Source organism: Paraburkholderia sp. (assembly GCF_036488795.1).
Taxonomy (GTDB): domain Bacteria; phylum Pseudomonadota; class Gammaproteobacteria; order Burkholderiales; family Burkholderiaceae; genus Paraburkholderia.
The window spans coordinates 1-16,645 of the sequence record NZ_DASXHA010000112.1 but is presented as its reverse complement, the minus strand read 5'-3'; the positions used below and the strand labels follow the sequence as shown (position 1 = coordinate 16,645).

Genomic DNA, 16,645 nt, shown 5'->3' with positions numbered 1-16,645 from the left:
CGTTCCGGGCCAGCTGACGGTCGCGTCGGCAGCGTCGGATAGTTCGACGCTCACCTTCATGCTGTTCGGAATCGGCACCGTGTTTCCGATCATGATTGGCTACAACCTGTACCAGTACCATCTGTTCCGCGGCAAGGTCGTTGCCGTGAACCACTGACAACAGAACGCGGCGCGGTCGCGTTTTACTCCTTATCGCCGTCCTTGCGATCACGAACCAGACGCTTGGCCACGTCGACGAAATCGCGCACGACCCGTGAGAACTCGCCTGACCGATAGGCGAGAACGATTTGCGCCTTCGGCTGCACGGCACCTTCTATGGCGTGATAGCTCACGCCCGCATGAATCTGGCGGATAGAGTGGGGGACGATGGAAACACCGAAACCCGCCGCAACCAGGCTGACGGCCGATGCAACCTGAGTGGATTCCTGCCCGAGTAGCGGGCTCAGACCCGCGCGCTGATAGGCCGAGATTACTTCGTCGTAAAGAACCGGGGCAATCGCACGGGGGAACATGATGAGCGTTTCGTGCGCGATCGAACGCAGATCGATACGTGGCGACGCTGCCAATGCATGCTGAGGCGGCAGCACGATCAACATATCTTCATCAAGGAGTGCCTCGGTCTTCACGCGCTCCGACTCTTGCGATGTCTGACGGATGATGGCGAGATCGATTCGCCCCGCCGTCAGGTCGTCGATCAATGCTTCCACGTTGCTCTCCGACGGTGAGAGTGTCACCGCCGGATGAGACTCGCGATACGTGCGCACGATATCCGCAATGACCGGATGAAAGACCACCGAGCTCGCAAAGCCGACGCGAATGCTGCCGGTCTGTCCGCGTGCCGCACTTTGCGCGCGACTTTTTGCAAGCTCGACCTCACTCACGATACGCCGCGCGTCTTCATAGAGGACACGGCCGGCATCGGTGAGTTCGACTCCGCGCGTCAGCCGGTGGAACAGCTGCGCGCCGATTTCACGTTCGAGCTTTTGTACCTGCTGGCTGAGCGGCGGTTGAGCCATACCCAGACGCTGCGCGGCCCGTGTGAAGTGTCCCTCCTCGGCGACGACCACAAAGTATTTGAGGTGGCGAAGTTCCATATCAATCTCGTCTAGAAGAGGACTGCTCTCTATATTAGACGTAAGCGCCGCCGGGAAACATACTGTCGTTGTACTTCATCGTTGCAGGAAAAAGATCATGAAAACCACAGGCGTGTGCTCTTGCGTACAAGAGATTGCAAAAACATTTTCATACCTGGCTAATAGACAGGAAAGCGAGATTTACCAGACGTCGTTGATGAGCGCCCTTATCGATGGCGTGTACGACGGCAACATGTCCGTGACGGAGTTGCTCGAGCACGGAGACTTTGGTCTCGGAACCTTCAACGACCTTGATGGTGAACTGGTCGCCTTCGACAGCGAAGTTCACCAGCTGCGCGAAGATGGTAGCGCGCGGGTCGCCGGCATGGACCAGAAGACACCCTTTGCCGTGATGACGTTCTTCCGTCCGAGCATTACCGGGCAGTTGTCGACCCGGCTCGAGAAGACCGACGTACAGAACCTGATCGACAGCATGGTGGGGTCGCCCAATCTTTTTTGCGCGTTTCGCATCGACGGCCGCTTTGAGCGCGTCGAGACGCGCACCGTGCCACGCCAGCAGAAGCCGTATCGGCCGATGCTTCAGGCAATTGAAAAACAGCCGACTTTCACGTTTGAGAACACGTCAGGCACGCTGGTGGGTTTTCGTTGTCCGCCGTACGTGCAAGGCATCAATGTGGCGGGATTTCACGTTCACTACATCACGGATGACCGCAAGGGCGGCGGTCACGTGCTCGACTATCAGTTGCTCGAAGGCACGCTCGAGCTGGCAAAGATCTCGAAGCTGCGCATCGATCTACCGCATACCGAGAGCTTCCAGCAGGCGACCTTGCATTCGGACGAGATGAGTGCGGCGATTGAGGCCGCGGAAGGTTGATGAAGCGCCGGACCTCGTAGCGCGCCGGCATTGAATTTCTGGATTTTTGAAAATTGTGGAGTGAATCATGTTGAAGAGTACAAATGACGTCGACACCGTGTGGGAGTGTGGTGCCGACCTGGTGGTCAAAAACCTCGAGGCTCAAGGCGTCAAGCATGTGTTTGGTATCCCCGGTGCGAAGATCGATCGCGTCTTCGACTCGCTGGTTGATTCGACGATCGAGACGGTCGTGGTCCGCCATGAAGCGAACGCCGCGTTCATGGCCGCGGCCGTGGGGCGCCTGACAGGGAAGGCTGGGGTCGCGCTCGTGACGTCGGGCCCTGGCGCCTCGAATCTGGTCACGGGTGTGGCCACGGCGAATTCGGAAGGCGACGCGATGGTGGCGATTGGCGGCGCGGTGAAGCTGGATGACCGCCTGAAGCAGGTCCATCAGACCATGGACACGGTCAGTCTCTTCAAGCCGGTTACGAAATTCAGCGCCGAAGTCGTCGCGTCATCCACGATCTCCGAGGTGATGAGCAACGCTTTTCGCGCCGCTGAACGTCCCCGGCCGGGTGCCGCGTTTGTCAGTCTGCCCATGGACATCGTCAATGCGCCAGCAAAGGGTGCCGTATTCGGCGACCTGGGTGTGGCAGCCATGGGCCCCGCGGCGAAGGACGACATTCGTGCGGCCGCAGAGATGCTCAAGCTCGCAAAGAGTCCGGTGCTCCTGCTCGGACAACAGGCAAGCCAGCCGGAGAATGCCGAGGCGATTCGCAAGTTCGTTGCGCAAACGGGTGTGGCTGTGACGGGCACGTATCAGTCCGCCGGCGCGCTCGGCGCTGCGCAGTTCACGCGCTTCGCAGGCCGTGTTGGACTCTGGAACAATCAGCCCGGTGACAAACTGCTCGAGCAGTCCGACCTGGTGGTGACGGTAGGATATAGCCCGCTGGAATATGAACCGTCGTTGTGGAACAAGAATGTTCGGCGGCCGGTCGTCCATGTCGATGGATTGCCCGCTGATGCCGACCGCAACTATCGGCCCGCAGTCGAACTGGTCGGAGATATTGCGAAGACGATGGGGCTGCTTGCTGCCGAGCTAGGCACCTTGAATACGTCTCCCGAAGCGGACGCGATTCTCTCGACGCTCGCCGAAGCACGTACCGCGCTGACGAGAAAATACGCTGGCCGCAGCGGCGCGCCGGTTCATCCGTTGCGTATCGTCAAGGAACTGCAGGATGTCGTCGACGCGAACACGACAATGTGCGTGGACATGGGTAGCTTTCATATCTGGATCGCGCGTTACCTCAACAGTTTCCGCGCGCGCCAACTGCTGATCACGAACGGGCAGCAGACCATGGGTGTGGCGCTTCCCTGGGCGATTGCAGCTTCGCTCGTGCGTCCGGGTGAGAAGATCATCTCCGTGTCCGGCGACGGCAGCTTCATGCAGTCCAGCATGGAACTGGAGACGGCGGTGCGGCTCAAGTCGAACATCGTGCACATCATCTGGGTCGACAACATGTACAACATGGTGGAAATCCAGGAAGTGCAGAAGTACAAGCGCCGCTCGGGTGTCGAGTTTGGCGCGATCGATTTCAAGGCCTATGCGGAGGCGTTCGGTGCGGCAGGATTTGCCGTCAACTCTGCAGACGAACTGCGTTCGACGCTGCGTCAAGCGATGGAAGTGGAAGGGCCGGCCGTTGTCGCGATCCCGGTGGACTACTCCGACAATCCGAAGCTGATGGAACCGCTGCGTGCTGATTACCTGCTCTGAGACAAAGGGAAGGTGGCAGAGAGGGTAGCTCATAGATTGATGGTGAGTGTCATTCTCTGTCACTCAGCGTTTCAGACCGATATCCCCGCGCCAGATGCGGGTTATCTGAGCGTTGTGGAATATGAGCGGGCAGCACGCGATGCCCGCACTCGGCGCGTGAGTGCCGCTACCAGGCTCGTCGAGCGGCGTGTGCTTCGGCGGTGGTGCCACGCTGCGCGTATTTTGGCAGCCGTTTGAGCGCCTTGTCGCCACGGTCACTGCGGGATTGACTCCATGATACAAACGACGCAACGTACAGGTGTTTCGCCTGAGGATTTCATCTTGACCGTGACGAAGGCAATCGCATGTCTTGTCACGTATTGGCTCACTACCCACGGCCTGTTTCGCTATCTCGATCATGCGGATGACCTGCTCGGTGGGATGTGGGCCGCGGTCGCGACGGCCTTCGTATTCAGGCAGACGTGGTCCGAAAGTTATGCGGCGGCAGCTTCGCGTCTGATCGCGACAGGCGTGAGTTTTGTGCTCTGTCTGGCTTACCTTCGGGTCCTGCCGTTCAACGCGATGGGTATGGTGGCCGTCGTGGCGATTGGCACCGTGGTGATGATGCTCCTGGGCCGGCGTGACGGCATCGTCACCGCCAGCGTAACGACTATCGTTGTGCTGGTCGTCGCGGCAATCGACCCGCGCCATGCTATAGAGCAACCGCTGCTGCGCCTTGTAGACACCGTAGTGGGAATTTCGAATGGCCTGTTCTGGAGATATGCCTGTTCGCTGCTTGTAGCCCACATCGGCGTGAAGGAGCCTGCGCGGTGAGGTTCAGGCGGCCACCTGAGCGGCGACGATACAGCCACGTTTCAGCATGGTGTCGACCTTGTCGGAGGCAACCATGAAGACATGGGTCATTGTCTGAACGACTCTATATCCGGCAGCTTCCATGTCTTGTCAAAAAGCGGCTTTTCGGGGCCATAGAGACGAAACAGGACTTCGAAGCGACCGCCGGAACTGGTTGGAATCCAGTTACTCTCCTTGCCGGCCGGTGCAAGGGGGGCGAAATAGACATCTACCGAGCCATCCGGATTTTTCTGAAGCCCCGGAGTATTGGACGAGCGGCTCGACCAACGCATATTGCGAATCAGCGCATGCGTGGCGCCATCATAGACGGTGGCGGACCAATACAGTCTGACTGGAGCATTCGCCGGCACGTTCAACCGATAGGTCTTGCGTCCATCAAGCCACTTGCCGTTTTTGTCCTTGATCGTCATCAGATAGAACTGGCCGGTGCCGATCTGCTTCGCGCTGAAGTACGCCATCGAATAGGTGACGGCACGGCCGTCGATCGGATACCGGTCAGGTTTGGCAAAGAAGTCTGGCATCCCTTCGGCGACTTCAGGGGATGCCGGCAACGCCCAATGGGTCCCTTCGTTGAACGGCGGAACGAAGACCTTTTCATATTGCACCTCGATCGACCCGCGTGCCTCCAGTGCGGCGGAATCGAAAATGCGCCGGGTCTTGGCATCGGGCGCGAACGGCTGACCTTGCCGGATGCCAAGCGAACCGAGCATGTCGATCATGACCTTGTCGCGCGTCAGCCATGGCTCGACTTGCACAAAGCGGTTGAGGGCGTCGAAAAAGCGTGCGTCGTAAGGAATGGTGGCGTCGAACATCTGACCGTAGGCATCCACGAAGGTTGTCTGCGCGGCATCGCCGTTGAGCGGATAGAAGCGGATCTGTTTGCCATATGCGACCGCCTTGGCGATGTCGCCGTCGCTGCCCGACTTGAGATTGGAGCGCAGGATCGCATAGCCTCGATACGTGTCCGAGCGGACCGGGATGTAGCCTTCCGGAATCGAATCCTTGAAATTAGGCGGCACGATCAGATACTTGCCGCCGTTTCCCTTGTCCGCGCCGGCCGAGCCAACATCTTCGAGCGCGTTCTGCCAGCTATCGTCGATGCTTCCGGTGATCGATCCATCTTCCGCGGGTGGAATTTCCAGCACCATCGGGCCGTTGCGTACGTCGTAGAACGGCATGACGTAGATGGTGTCCGGATTCGGCGTGAGCGTCTGGTTTTTCCAGTCCAGCGGGCGCGACCAGTAGGCAACCTGATTCGGCATGCCGTTCAGCTTCTGGAACGCCTGAAGCATGAGCTCGAAGTTGACTGCAGGCATTCCCCAGAAGACGGCCTCGACGGCGCGGCGTTCGATGGTGCGATCGGCAAGTTCAGTCGTCGACCATTGGTTCATGGGCGGCGTGGCCGACGCCACCTCGACCTGCGCGATCGCGAACAACACAAGCAGCATGCTGAACACTGCTCTGCCGGATCTCTTCATCACGCGCTCCGTATCAGGGGCCGCCACGAAATGGCACCGCGCACGACGGTGCACTATGCGACCGAAATCGGATTTTCTGGAGTATGGCATTGATTGGCGCGATTCGAGCTGGAGAACGAACCCGCCTCGAGGGAGTGGAACTGGCATTGACATGAAGCAGGCTCGACGAGGTTCATACTTACAAAGTTACACCACCTGCACTTTTTCCGGCTATCCACTAGAATTCCTGGACAGTTATTGCCAAGGCATCAAAATCATGACTAACCCGTCGTCCAGGCCACTTCCGGAATTCAGTGAATACGAATTCGGGGAAAGCGTTGGATATCTGATCTCTCGTGTGAGTGCGAAGCTGTGGAATATGGGCACGCAGCGCACAATGCCCGAACTGGGTATTACCAGCGCGCAAGGCAGCGCCCTGTTCATGGTAGCGAGCGGGAAGTGCACACTGGCCGCCGAACTTGCACGTGAATACGGTATCGACGCGAGCGCTGCCACTCGCCTGGTTGATCGGTTGGAAAAGCGTGGCTTGCTGACCCGTGTGCGCTGTAGCAAGGACAGGCGCGTCGTGCGACTTGCGGTGACGCCGGAAGGTAGAGCCATAGCCGAGCGGATGCCGGCCATTTTTACAAGCGTTCGCGAACAGCTGCTATCCGGTTTCACCTTGGAGGAAGTCGGATTTCTTAAGAGCATGCTTCGTCGCGCACTAGTCAACGGCGGCGGTTAGGTAAGGAATCCTAGTAATAAGTGACAGCCCGGGCCGATTGCGCTGAAGTTGTCACCATCAATAGAGTCCGCGCGCGAGTTCGGCGTTGAAACGGTCCGCACATTCACAATTCAGCGGCGGCGGCAACGAGCGTTGCCTCAAGTGCGAGCGTCGAGCGTGACGCAGAAGCAGGCCGATCGATCACATAGTCGAGTTCTCCGAGCGACGGCAGGTCCGCATCGAATTTTACGAGCCCCTCCGGGATGACGTAGCCAGCGAACGCGGATACGCCGAGCCCAGCCGCGGTTGCGGCGCGCAGTGCCGCGATGCTGCTGCTCGTTACGGCGATCCGGTACGGCCGGCCGATCGCATTCAACACTTCCAGAACGCGTTGTCGTGCGACGCTCGGTTCGGGATGCAGCGCGAGCGGCAGCAACTGCTCCCGACCGGTTATCGGCGAGTTGGGGCCGCTGCACCAGTAAAGCGGTTCCGTGCGGATCACGCGACCGCGATTGCTGCCTGCGCATCGTTTTGCGAACACCAGGTCGTATTGGCCGGCGTCGAGTGCGTTAAAGAGTTCGCCGGACAGTCCTATCGAGATCTCCAGTTCGACCTCGGGATTGCGCTGAATGAAACTGCTGAGCGCGTCTGGCAGATGCGTCGACGCAAAATCCTCCGACATACCAAGCCGCACCTTGCCTGACAGCGGTGGCCCGCAGACCGACATCACCGCTTCATCCATCATATCGAGGATGCGACCCGCGTAGCGGTGAAGCGCTTCGCCGGACTCGGAGAGCCGCACATTGCGGGTATCACGCTCGAACAGCGGCCGGTCGAGCAGATCTTCCAGCCGGCGGATGTGCTGGCTGACTGTCGATTGCGAAAGGTTCACTCGCTCCGATGCGGCAGTGAAACTGCCTGTCTGGGCGACGACGACGAAGCTGCGCAGCAGCTCTGGCGGTAACTGACGCATGGCGGTTTCCGATAGGACAGGGTCAACGGACATCGGCCGCACAGCACGCGCAGCGCGACATGGGCCGTTGCATCAGTCTACGGCAACAGTGCGGTGAAATCGATTGGCGCAGCCTCTAAGTGCATTTAGCAACTTCATAAATCACATGTAAACCGCGTCCTACAATGCCTCTCGACAACTCGTCACGTATCGCAGGAGAGACGCAATGACGCAATGGAATCATGCCCAGCAAGCGCGCGATGCCCGCCTCGAGGCGGGTGCGCGATTCGCACGGGGCAAGCGGGTCGACGCCGGCGACGCGACAGCGTTGCTTGAAGCCGTGCTTCGTCCAGGGGACCGCGTATGCCTTGAGGGCGACAATCAGAAGCAGGCGGATCTTCTCGCAGCCGCGCTCGCAGAGGTCGACAGCGCGAAGATTCACGATCTTCATATGGTGCAATCGGGCGTCGTCCTGCCGGAGCATCTCGACGTATTCGAACGCGGCATTGCGAGGCGGCTCGACTACGCTTATTCAGGGCCGCAGTCGCAGCGGATCGCGAAGCTGCTGTTTGGCGGCCGGATCGAACTCGGCGCCGTGCACACCTATCTTGAACTGTTCGCGCGCTACTTCGTCGACCTGACGCCGCAAGTCGCATTGATTGCCGCCGTCAGCGCCGATGCCGACGGCAATCTGTATACCGGCCCCAATACCGAGGATACGCCGACCGTCGTGGAGGCGACGGCGTTCAAGGACGGCATCGTGATCGCGCAGGTCGACAAGATCGTCGATAAAGTGCCGCGCGTCGATATTCCAGGCGACCGGGTGCACTTCGTCGTCGAGGCGGGGCGGCCATTTTTTGTCGAGCCGCTTTTCACACGCGATCCGGCGGCCATCACGGAAATGCAGATCCTGACCGCGATGCTCGCGATCAAGGGCATTTACGTGCCATACGGCATCAAGCGGCTCAATCATGGCATCGGCTTTAACACCGCAGCGATCGAGCTGCTGCTGCCAACCTACGGCGAACGCCTTGGTCTCAAGGGCAAAGTCTGCACGCATTGGGCTCTGAATCCGCATCCGACATTGATCCCGGCTATCGAATCAGGGTGGGTCGAGCAGATCCACAGTTTCGGCTCCGAGGTTGGCATGGACAACTACATCCGGGCGCGTTCGGACGTCTTCTTTACCGGCCCGGACGGCTCGATGCGCTCCAATCGCGCGTTCTGCCAGACCGCGGGCCTGTATGCCTGTGACATGTTCATAGGCTCGACGTTACAGATCGACCTTGCCGGCAACTCGTCGACGGTGACGGCCGAACGGATCGCGGGATTCGGCGGCGCGCCGAACATGGGCAGCGATGCACGCGGCCGGCGCCATCCAAGCGAGCCGTGGCTGAAGGCCGGCGAGCAGGCCGATCCGCATACGCCGGCCGCGTTGCGGCGCGGACGCAAGCTCGTCGTGCAAATTGGCGAGACCTTCGGCGACAAGAACGTGCCGATGTTCGTCGAACAACTCGACGCACTGCGCCTCGCAGAAAAACTGCAGCTCGACCTCGCACCTGTGATGGTGTACGGCGACGATGTGACCCACATCGTGACCGAGGAAGGCGTGGCAAATCTGCTGTTGTGCCGCGACGCGGACGAGCGCGAGCACGCGATCCGGGGTGTAGCCGGTTATACGGAAGTCGGCCGTGGTCGCGACCGGCGCCTGGTCGAGCGGCTGCGCGAGCGTGGAGTGATCCGCCGGCCAGAGGATCTCGGCATCAATCCGCTCGACGCGGACCGGCGCCTGCTTGCTGCACGCTCGGTGAAGGACCTGGTGCAGTGGTCGGGCGGCTTGTACGCGCCACCGTCGCGCTTCAGGAACTGGTAACGGAAACGGCGCACAGTGCGCCATCCAGGGACGCGCGGTGCGCTGCGCGCAATGTCGGCCCTGTGGGCCGACAGGAGGACATTAAATGGAACGGCTGAATTATGTGCATACCGCGCGTGAGCGCGCTCGGGGCGACGCGGCGTCGGCATTGGTGGGCGTGGTCGCGTCCGGCAATCTGGAAGTGCTGGTCGAGCGCGTGTTGCCTGACGATGCGTGCGAAATCGACATCCTGACCGCCGCGACTGGTTTTGGTGCCGTGTGGCAGGCGGTGGTCGCCGATTTCGTCGAGGGCCGCTCGCTGGGCGGGCTGCGTTTGTCGATCAATGACGGGGGTGCCCGTCCTGACATGGTGTTGCTGCGTCTCGCGCAGGCGGTCCGCGTGATCGAGGGAGGTGGGAAATGAGCGCATTTAATCCATCGGAGGCGGGTGCGAGCTGGTATGAAGCGTCTGCGCGACAGCGCGTTGCGGGACTCGTGGATAGCGGGACGTTCGTCGAATTCGTCGATCCGACCGAACGCGAGGTCAGCCCGCACTTGCCCCTGTTCGATCTGCCGCAGCAGTTCGATGACGGGATGATTGTCGGACAGGCGACGCTCAACGGCCGTCGTGTATTCGTCGCCGCGCAGGAAGGCCGCTTTATGGGCGGCGCATTCGGCGAAATCCACGGCGCCAAGCTGACCGGGCTGCTCCGTGCAGCGCGCGACGAGGGGTCCGTGGCCGTGCTGATCCTGTTCGACACGGGCGGCGTGCGTCTGCAGGAAGCCAACGCGGGCGAACTGGCCATCGCCGAAATCATGCGAGCGCTGGCCGAGGCGCGTTCTGCCGGCGTGCCTGTCATTGGGCTGGTGGGCGGTCGTGCTGGTTGCTACGGCGGCGGCGGTCTGCTGGCCGCGTGCTGCTCGGCGATCGCCGTGTCCGAGCAGGGACGCATCGGTGTGTCCGGCCCCGAGGTGATCGAGACGAATCGAGGCGTCGACGAGTTCGACTCGAAAGATCGCGCACTGGTCTGGCGGACCATGGGCGGCAAGCATCGGCGCTTGATTGGCGGTGCTGATCGTTTTGTCGAAGACACTCTGTCGGCGTTTCGCCACGCGGTGATCGCGTTGCTCGCGAAGCGTCAGGCTTTCGATCTCGCCGTGCTCGAAGCCGAGCAATCTCGCCTCGCGGCGCGCATCGCGGCGTTCGGCAACTGCGACGACGCATACGACGTCTGGCGCGCGCTCGGTGCGGCCAACGTCGAGGCTATTCCCGCGATGCCTGGCGACGCCTTCGCTGCGCTAGCGGATCAACTGCAGGAGGCACAAGATGACGCTCGCTGAAATTCTCGCTGGTCTGGACCATGACATCACGGTTCGCGACGATGGTCTGCTCTCAGGGACAGCCACTATTGGTCAGCCGGTGGACGTGATTGGCATCTCGGGTCGGGCGTTTGTCGGCGTCGATGAGGCGCTGTGGTTGTCCGGGCGTGTGCTCGAAACGATTCGACGTGGTGGCGACAGGCCCATCGTCGTACTCGTCGACAGCGGCAGTCAGCGCATGAGCAAGCGCGACGAACTGCTGGGGCTGAACGAATATCTCGCGCATCTCGCGAAAAGCCTGCTGCTCGCGAGTCAGTGTGGCCACAGGACGGTCGGGCTGCTATATGGGCATACGGCGGCGGGGGCGTTCATTGCAACCGCGCTGGCGACGCGTGTATTTGTGGCGCTGCCCGATGCCGAACCGGCGGTGATGGATCTGCCGTCCATGTCGCGCGTGACGAAGCTGTCGCTCGAGGTGCTCGAGGAGAAGGCAAAATCGAGCGCCGTGTTCGCGCCAGGTCTCGACAATCTCGCGAAGACAGGAGCGGTCGATGCGGTGCTCGATCCCGCGCAGCCGCTTGCGCCGCAACTCGAGCATTGGCTTACCGAGCCCGCCGGGCGTCCGGATGGTCGCGCCCGGCGCGGCAAATCAGGCGGCAGCCGTCCCGCAGCAGAGCGCATTGCGCTACGCGTCAATGAACTCGCTCGTTCAGCCCGCTGAGGCCGCACTCGTACGCCACCGTCTCGTGCGGGTCGCACGAGACGCGTGGCAGGCGTGCGTCTCGTTGCGCGCGGATCTGCGCGACGAGACGCTCATTCGCGACTGGGGCGCGCGTGGCTGGCCGCTGATCGTTCGCAGGACGGGGCCATGCGACGCCGGGGTCGTGGGGGTGCCGCTCGGCTTGCCGCTGCCTCCATCGGCCGGCAAGCGGCGGGTGGGTGTGATGATGCCTGCCGATGCGATCGAATCCGTCGAGCTGCCGCCTACGCTCGCCTCGCTGCGTGACATCGCTCCCGCGAAATGGCGGCCGACCATCGATGCGCTCGACGCGGTCGCACGCCATCATCGCGTGGGCTGTCGTGCCTTCGGCAGCCTTGCCTGGCAGGGCCTGACCGGCTTGCAGTATCTGTCGGAACAGTCGGACCTGGACATTCTGCTCGACTTGCCGGTGGCGGCCGACGTGCCCTTTGCGCTCACCGCCCTGCTCGCCGACGTGGCAGCCTGCGACGAACTCGCGCCGATGCGTATCGACGGCGAAGTCATTCGCATGGATGGCGCGGGTGTGAATTGGCGCGAGTTGCATGCCGGAATCGACGAGGTCGTCGTAAAAGCTTCGTCAAATGTGGTGCTTGCGTCGCCGCGAGCATTCGTGGAGGGTAAGTGATGGTGGCCGTACGGAGTTACTTCGACTCGACGTCCAGCCGGGCGGTGCTTGAGGCTGACAGGATCGGCGCGTGCGCGGAGCGCTGCTTGCGCCTTGAAGTCGAGACCTGGCCGAAACCGGGGCTCGTGAGTACGGTCGACACCGGGAGTCACGTCGATATGGACGCCGGTACGTTCGCTCGTAGCGCGGCGGCGCTGCGGCCGTTCTTCGCGGAAATGGCTTGGGCCGGCGCGGGACGGGCTGACATGGCTGTGTTGCGGCGAATCGGAGTACGTGCCGAGCACGCGATGCTCGCCGCCACAGGTGGCGTGAATACGCATCGCGGTGCGATCTTCGGCGTGGGCCTGTTGTGCGCGGCGGCCGGCCTCCGCTCAGCGGATGACTCGTATGTGGGCGGCGTGGCAGGGCCAACACTTGGCCAGGTCGTCGCGCGCCAGTGGGGCGCTGAGATCCTCGGCGGCCCGCGCCCGTCTAGCAGCCACGGCGAAGTCGTGGCGCGTCGCTATGGCGTTGGCGGCGCGCGTCGGGAGGCCGCTGGCGGATTTGCCAGTGTCTACGGTATCGGCGTCCCCGCGTTGCGCGAAGCCGCACGGTTACGCCCGGGCGACGCGGCGGCCGCGCGGGTGCATGCGTGCTTCGCGCTGATCGCAACGGTTGCCGATACCAATCTGCTGCACCGCGGTGGCACGGCCGGCCTCGAATTCGCGCAGCACACTGCCCGCGGATTTCTGGCGCGCGGCGGGATCGGCGCACCCGACTGGCTCGCGTACGCCGAGTCTGCGCACCACGCATTCGTCGCGCGACGGCTTAGCCCGGGCGGCGCGGCGGACCTGTTAGCCATGAGCCTGTTTGCCGCCGCATTCGATCTGGAGAGCGGGCAATGACCGTCGCGCTGCTTTGTTCGGGGCAGGGCAACCAGGGGCCCGACATGTTCGATCTGGTAGGCAACGGCCCGGACGTAGAGGCGCTGTTTTCGCGCGCGTCGCGCTGGTTCGACGGTGATCCGCGCGCGTGGGTCCGTACCGCGGGCGACCACGCGCTTCGCGAGAACCGGAACGCGCAACTGCTTTGCACTCTGCACGCGCTGGCTGCGTTCGCGCGGCTGGCACCCTCTCTGCCGCAACGGCGCTGCGTGGCTGGCTACAGCGTCGGCGAAGTCGCGGCGTGGCATGTGGCCGGCCGGATCGGTGCAATCGATGCACTCGACCTGATTGCCGCGCGTGCCGCCGCAATGGACGCCGCGAGCGGCGCTGACGAGGGGATGCTATTCGTGCGTGGCATTAGCCGGGCAGTGCTCGATGAGTTGTGCTCATCCCGCGACGCCGCGATAGCGATCATCAATCCGGGCGACGCGTACGTGCTAGGAGGGACGAACGACGCGCTAAAGGCCCTTGCCGGCGACGCGCAAGCGCGGGGTGCAAAACGGGTCATTCCCGTACCGGTGCGTATCGCGTCGCACACGCGCAGGCTCGCTGCGGCGGTGCCCGTCTTCCGGGACGAGCTCGGTCGCCTCAGCGTCTCACGTGCGAGGGCAGGTACACGGCTCTTTAGTGGAATTGACGGTGCGGTCGTCCTTAATGAAGGTGAAGGCCTCGACAAGCTGGCGCGCCAGATCGCGGAGCCGGTGAATTGGGCCGCCTGCCTGGAAGCGTGTGTCGAGGCCGGCACGACGGCCTTTCTTGAACTCGGGCCCGGGCGCGCGCTGTCACAAATGGCCATGGACGCATATCCGTCGATTGCGTCGCGCAGCATTGCGGATTTCCGGTCGTTGGACGCCGTCCATGCCTGGCTCACGCGGGTCGGCAGTGACTGACCGACCAGCTGTCCGTCAATGGGGCCACGCCAGTTGAGACAACTCGCCGCAGGTTTCACATTTTTCTCAAGTAATGCAAACGTTTGCCGATATTCTTCAGAGGAATGCGTGATGTGCATGAGCACAACTTTCCTGCCCGTGACATGTTCAACGCAAAGGTTCCTTAGATATGAAGCTGTCCTTCGTACAAAAGCTCTGGCTGCCGCTGATTCTGAGTCTGGTGTGTCTCGTCGGAATATCGATCTATAACGCATATCAGACGAGAGAGACACGCCTGGAAGAGCGCAAGACGAATCTGAAACACGTGACGGAGATCGCCTTGACCGTCGCCAAGGGCTTTGGCGATCAGGCGGCCGCCGGGACGATGCCCGTGGCCGAAGCGCAGAAGCGGGCCATGGACAGCATCCGCAACATGCGGTATGGCGCGGACGGCTATTTCCAGATCGTCAATTCTCACCCGACCGTGCTGATGCATGCGACCCGGCCGGCGTGGAGCGGTAAGGACGTAAGCGACTATAAGGATCCGAACGGCGTTTTCGTCTTCAGGGAGATGCTCGCTGTCGTCAAGCGCGATGGCAACGGCTTTATCGCCTATAGCGCTGTAAAGCCCGGATCGACCGAGGCTTTGCCGAAAGTTGGCTACGCCACGAGCTATCAGCCGTGGGACTGGATTCTCACGACCGGCCTCTATATCGACGACATCGATGCGGCATTCCGCGTGACCCTTTACGAAAGCCTTGCAGTTCTATTGGTGCTCGCCGGTGGCCTGTCGGCAGTCGTCGTGCTGCTCAATCGGGGCATCGTCCGCTCACTGGGCGGTGACCCGTCCTACGCCGCCGAGATTGCCAACCAGATTGCCAGCAACGATCTGACCGCCATGGTGAAGACCGCGCCGAACGACCGTGCGAGTCTGCTATTTTCGATGAAGCGCATGCAGGCTCAGCTTGCGCAGACCATTGGCACGATCAAGGTTTCGGCCGACGCGATTGCCACTGCCACGCATCAGATCGCTGCAGGCAATCAGGATCTGTCGCAGCGTACGGAAGAGCAGGCCGCCTCGCTTGAGGAAACGGCCGCCAGCATGGAGCAATTGACTTCGACCGTCACACAGAATGCCGACAATGCCAGTCAGGCCAACCAGCTCGCTGCACAGGCCGCCGAGGTGGCGCAACAGGGCGGGACCGTGGTGTCGCGCGTGGTGGAAACCATGGAGGGCATCAATGCCAGCTCGGACCGGATCGCCAATATTGTCGGCATCATCGAGGGCATTGCTTTCCAGACCAACATTCTCGCGCTGAACGCAGCGGTCGAAGCCGCGCGGGCCGGCGAGCTGGGCCGGGGTTTCGCGGTGGTGGCCGCCGAGGTGCGTTCGTTGGCGCAACGATCCTCGGCGGCAGCCAAGGAAATCAAGGAGCTGATCCACGATTCCGTGGAGCGGGTCCGCTCAGGCGCCGGCCATGTGCAGGAAGCCGGAACGAAGATGCGGGAGATCACGCACGAGATCCGCCGCGTGACGGACATCATGGGTGAAATCACCGCTGCATCGCAGGAGCAGAGCAAGGGCATTGGCCAGATCCATCAGGCCGTCACGCAGATGGACGAAGTCACCCAGCAGAACGCGGCGCTGGTCGAACAGGCGGCGGCCGCGGCCAGTTCGCTGGAGTCGCAGGCGAGCGATCTGAAGGCTTCCGTCTCAATGTTCAAGCTAAACGTCGCGCATGACGCGGCGCCCAAAGCAGCTGCCGCACGAACGACCACGACGTCCACGACGGCCACGCCGGCGCGGGTGAGCGCGCGGGCGACCCCAGCCCTGAAGCGTCCCGAACCGCCGCGCATTCAGGAAGTACAAGCCGCCGGGGCCGGCGAATGGGACAGCTTCTAGGCGGCTATCGGCATCACACGATGTGTCGGGCCGGATGTTGGTGATACGGATAACTAAATATACTGAGAACGTTTGAAAATTGAACGATACTGACAAGGTACTGGATCAGGTAGTCGAGCTCGTCGCCGCTAATACGAAGAAAATGGGCGCGCTTGGAGCGAGGGCACTGGTGCTGGGTAAGTTTTTCGAGGCGGCCTTACCCTCCCTGACGACATCGCAGCGTGTCGAGATCACCAGGTCATTCCGACAGGGCATTGAGGACGCGCTGGCGATGACGGACGACGTCGCGTTGCCCGCGGAATATCACTCGGCACTGCTCGAACTCACCAATGCGATTCTCACCGCACTCGGTCAACAGCCGCCGAGACGTCAATAGCCTCGCCGGCATTACTTTGTTCGTTTAGCGACTTCCCCCAATCGTCCAGACGACCGGTTTGGACGCGTGCGGTCGACGGCCGGGAATACACGCTTTGATGCAAAGCATTGAGCGGCCTGGTCCAGGCGATCGAGCCGGACAGGCTGTTCCGTGGTGCCTCGGTTTGACTGCGGCGATTTGCCGCATACATGGTTTGCGGCTCAAGTCTGGCCAACCCGAACCGATAACCGAGGGGTATGCGTTGTTTCCAATTCGATCTGGCGACACGGGAATGCCCTCTGCCGTCGAATAACAGATGGTTGTTTCTGACT

The 16,645-nt window shown here is 61.8% G+C and carries 16 protein-coding genes and 1 pseudogene; 14 read left to right on the top strand and 3 right to left on the bottom strand.

Translation table 11 applies throughout. From position 1 onward, the window contains the following. Window positions 1–157: pseudogene (locus tag VGH41_RS16425) on the top strand (cytochrome BD ubiquinol oxidase subunit II); the annotation flags it as partial. Window positions 158–182: 25 nt separating this feature from the next. Here VGH41_RS16425 and VGH41_RS16420 read toward each other — a convergent pair. Further along, on the bottom strand, window positions 183–1,094 hold the full coding sequence (locus tag VGH41_RS16420) for a LysR family transcriptional regulator (RefSeq protein ID WP_331598546.1): 912 nt from the start codon (window positions 1,092–1,094) through the stop codon (window positions 183–185). Between the two features lie 97 nt (window positions 1,095–1,191). Here VGH41_RS16420 and budA point away from each other — a divergent pair, with 97 nt between their 5' ends. The 3 genes from budA to VGH41_RS16405 all read left to right on the top strand — a co-directional run bounded on the left by budA (window position 1,192) and on the right by VGH41_RS16405 (window position 4,534). Then, complete coding sequence (gene budA, locus VGH41_RS16415) at window positions 1,192–1,968, top strand: acetolactate decarboxylase (RefSeq protein ID WP_331598544.1); 777 nt, start codon at window positions 1,192–1,194, stop codon at window positions 1,966–1,968. A gap of 67 nt (window positions 1,969–2,035) precedes the next feature. Next, window positions 2,036–3,721 (top strand): acetolactate synthase AlsS, encoded by a 1,686-nt coding sequence (gene alsS / locus VGH41_RS16410; protein WP_331598542.1) that lies wholly within the window; start codon window positions 2,036–2,038, stop codon window positions 3,719–3,721. Between the two features lie 327 nt (window positions 3,722–4,048). Further along, the gene (locus VGH41_RS16405) at window positions 4,049–4,534 is read left to right on the top strand and encodes an FUSC family protein (RefSeq protein ID WP_331598549.1); all 486 of its coding nucleotides are present in this window, start codon (window positions 4,049–4,051) and stop codon (window positions 4,532–4,534) included. An 86-nt stretch (window positions 4,535–4,620) separates the two neighbouring features. On the opposite strand, the gene VGH41_RS16400 is transcribed toward VGH41_RS16405, so the two are convergent. Further along, window positions 4,621–6,204, bottom strand: coding sequence for a DUF1254 domain-containing protein (locus tag VGH41_RS16400; RefSeq protein WP_331598541.1), 1,584 nt, complete (start codon window positions 6,202–6,204; stop codon window positions 4,621–4,623). 103 nt (window positions 6,205–6,307) lie between these two features. On the opposite strand from VGH41_RS16400, the gene VGH41_RS16395 reads away from it, so the two are divergent. Next, window positions 6,308–6,775: a MarR family transcriptional regulator gene (locus VGH41_RS16395; RefSeq protein ID WP_331598548.1), complete on the top strand. Its 468-nt coding sequence runs from the start codon at window positions 6,308–6,310 to the stop codon at window positions 6,773–6,775. A 103-nt stretch (window positions 6,776–6,878) separates the two neighbouring features. Here the strand turns inward: VGH41_RS16395 and VGH41_RS16390 are convergent, their stop codons facing one another. Further along, on the bottom strand, window positions 6,879–7,727 hold the full coding sequence (locus VGH41_RS16390; RefSeq protein WP_331598540.1) for a LysR family transcriptional regulator: 849 nt from the start codon (window positions 7,725–7,727) through the stop codon (window positions 6,879–6,881). 205 nt (window positions 7,728–7,932) lie between these two features. Between VGH41_RS16390 and mdcA the strand changes: the two genes are divergently transcribed. From mdcA to VGH41_RS16345, 9 genes are all read left to right on the top strand, one after another. Beyond that, window positions 7,933–9,579: a malonate decarboxylase subunit alpha gene (gene mdcA, locus VGH41_RS16385; protein ID WP_331598539.1), complete on the top strand. Its 1,647-nt coding sequence runs from the start codon at window positions 7,933–7,935 to the stop codon at window positions 9,577–9,579. Between the two features lie 85 nt (window positions 9,580–9,664). After that, on the top strand, window positions 9,665–9,982 hold the full coding sequence (gene mdcC / locus VGH41_RS16380; RefSeq protein ID WP_331598538.1) for a malonate decarboxylase acyl carrier protein: 318 nt from the start codon (window positions 9,665–9,667) through the stop codon (window positions 9,980–9,982). Beyond that, window positions 9,979–10,899 (top strand): biotin-independent malonate decarboxylase subunit beta, encoded by a 921-nt coding sequence (locus VGH41_RS16375; RefSeq protein WP_331598537.1) that lies wholly within the window; start codon window positions 9,979–9,981, stop codon window positions 10,897–10,899. Before mdcC ends, VGH41_RS16375 begins: the two co-directional genes overlap by 4 nt. Continuing rightward, window positions 10,886–11,599, top strand: a complete 714-nt coding sequence (locus tag VGH41_RS16370) for a biotin-independent malonate decarboxylase subunit gamma (protein ID WP_331598536.1) — start codon at window positions 10,886–10,888, stop codon at window positions 11,597–11,599. Before VGH41_RS16375 ends, VGH41_RS16370 begins: the two co-directional genes overlap by 14 nt. Further along, on the top strand, window positions 11,574–12,263 hold the full coding sequence (gene mdcG / locus VGH41_RS16365; protein WP_331598534.1) for a malonate decarboxylase holo-[acyl-carrier-protein] synthase: 690 nt from the start codon (window positions 11,574–11,576) through the stop codon (window positions 12,261–12,263). The genes VGH41_RS16370 and mdcG overlap by 26 nt, the downstream gene beginning before the upstream one ends. Beyond that, a complete protein-coding gene (mdcB, locus tag VGH41_RS16360) occupies window positions 12,263–13,147 on the top strand; it encodes a triphosphoribosyl-dephospho-CoA synthase MdcB (RefSeq protein ID WP_331598533.1) in 885 nt (294 codons plus the stop codon). The genes mdcG and mdcB overlap by 1 nt, the downstream gene beginning before the upstream one ends. Next, window positions 13,144–14,076: an acyltransferase domain-containing protein gene (locus VGH41_RS16355; protein ID WP_331598532.1), complete on the top strand. Its 933-nt coding sequence runs from the start codon at window positions 13,144–13,146 to the stop codon at window positions 14,074–14,076. The genes mdcB and VGH41_RS16355 overlap by 4 nt, the downstream gene beginning before the upstream one ends. A gap of 169 nt (window positions 14,077–14,245) precedes the next feature. Beyond that, on the top strand, window positions 14,246–15,958 hold the full coding sequence (locus tag VGH41_RS16350) for a methyl-accepting chemotaxis protein (RefSeq protein ID WP_331598531.1): 1,713 nt from the start codon (window positions 14,246–14,248) through the stop codon (window positions 15,956–15,958). Between the two features lie 79 nt (window positions 15,959–16,037). Beyond that, complete coding sequence (locus VGH41_RS16345) at window positions 16,038–16,334, top strand: hypothetical protein (RefSeq protein WP_331598530.1); 297 nt, start codon at window positions 16,038–16,040, stop codon at window positions 16,332–16,334. The last annotated feature ends 311 nt before the right edge of the window (window positions 16,335–16,645 follow it).

Bases quoted from the DNA above. Each gene is read 5' to 3' on its own strand.
- VGH41_RS16355 (WP_331598532.1), top strand. From the start codon at position 13,144: ATGACCGTCGCGCTGCTTTGTTCGGGGCAGGGCAACCAGGGGCCCGAC.
- VGH41_RS16420 (WP_331598546.1), bottom strand. From the start codon at position 1,094: ATGGAACTTCGCCACCTCAAATACTTTGTGGTCGTCGCCGAGGAGGGA.
- VGH41_RS16375 (WP_331598537.1), top strand. From the start codon at position 9,979: ATGAGCGCATTTAATCCATCGGAGGCGGGTGCGAGCTGGTATGAAGCG.
- VGH41_RS16370 (WP_331598536.1), top strand. From the start codon at position 10,886: ATGACGCTCGCTGAAATTCTCGCTGGTCTGGACCATGACATCACGGTT.
- VGH41_RS16350 (WP_331598531.1), top strand. From the start codon at position 14,246: ATGAAGCTGTCCTTCGTACAAAAGCTCTGGCTGCCGCTGATTCTGAGT.
- alsS (WP_331598542.1), top strand. From the start codon at position 2,036: ATGTTGAAGAGTACAAATGACGTCGACACCGTGTGGGAGTGTGGTGCC.
- budA (WP_331598544.1), top strand. From the start codon at position 1,192: ATGAAAACCACAGGCGTGTGCTCTTGCGTACAAGAGATTGCAAAAACA.
- mdcG (WP_331598534.1), top strand. From the start codon at position 11,574: ATGAACTCGCTCGTTCAGCCCGCTGAGGCCGCACTCGTACGCCACCGT.
- VGH41_RS16400 (WP_331598541.1), bottom strand. From the start codon at position 6,204: ATGTCAATGCCAGTTCCACTCCCTCGAGGCGGGTTCGTTCTCCAGCTC.
- VGH41_RS16390 (WP_331598540.1), bottom strand. From the start codon at position 7,727: ATGCGTCAGTTACCGCCAGAGCTGCTGCGCAGCTTCGTCGTCGTCGCC.
- mdcC (WP_331598538.1), top strand. From the start codon at position 9,665: ATGGAACGGCTGAATTATGTGCATACCGCGCGTGAGCGCGCTCGGGGC.
- mdcA (WP_331598539.1), top strand. From the start codon at position 7,933: ATGACGCAATGGAATCATGCCCAGCAAGCGCGCGATGCCCGCCTCGAG.
- VGH41_RS16395 (WP_331598548.1), top strand. From the start codon at position 6,308: ATGACTAACCCGTCGTCCAGGCCACTTCCGGAATTCAGTGAATACGAA.
- mdcB (WP_331598533.1), top strand. From the start codon at position 12,263: ATGGTGGCCGTACGGAGTTACTTCGACTCGACGTCCAGCCGGGCGGTG.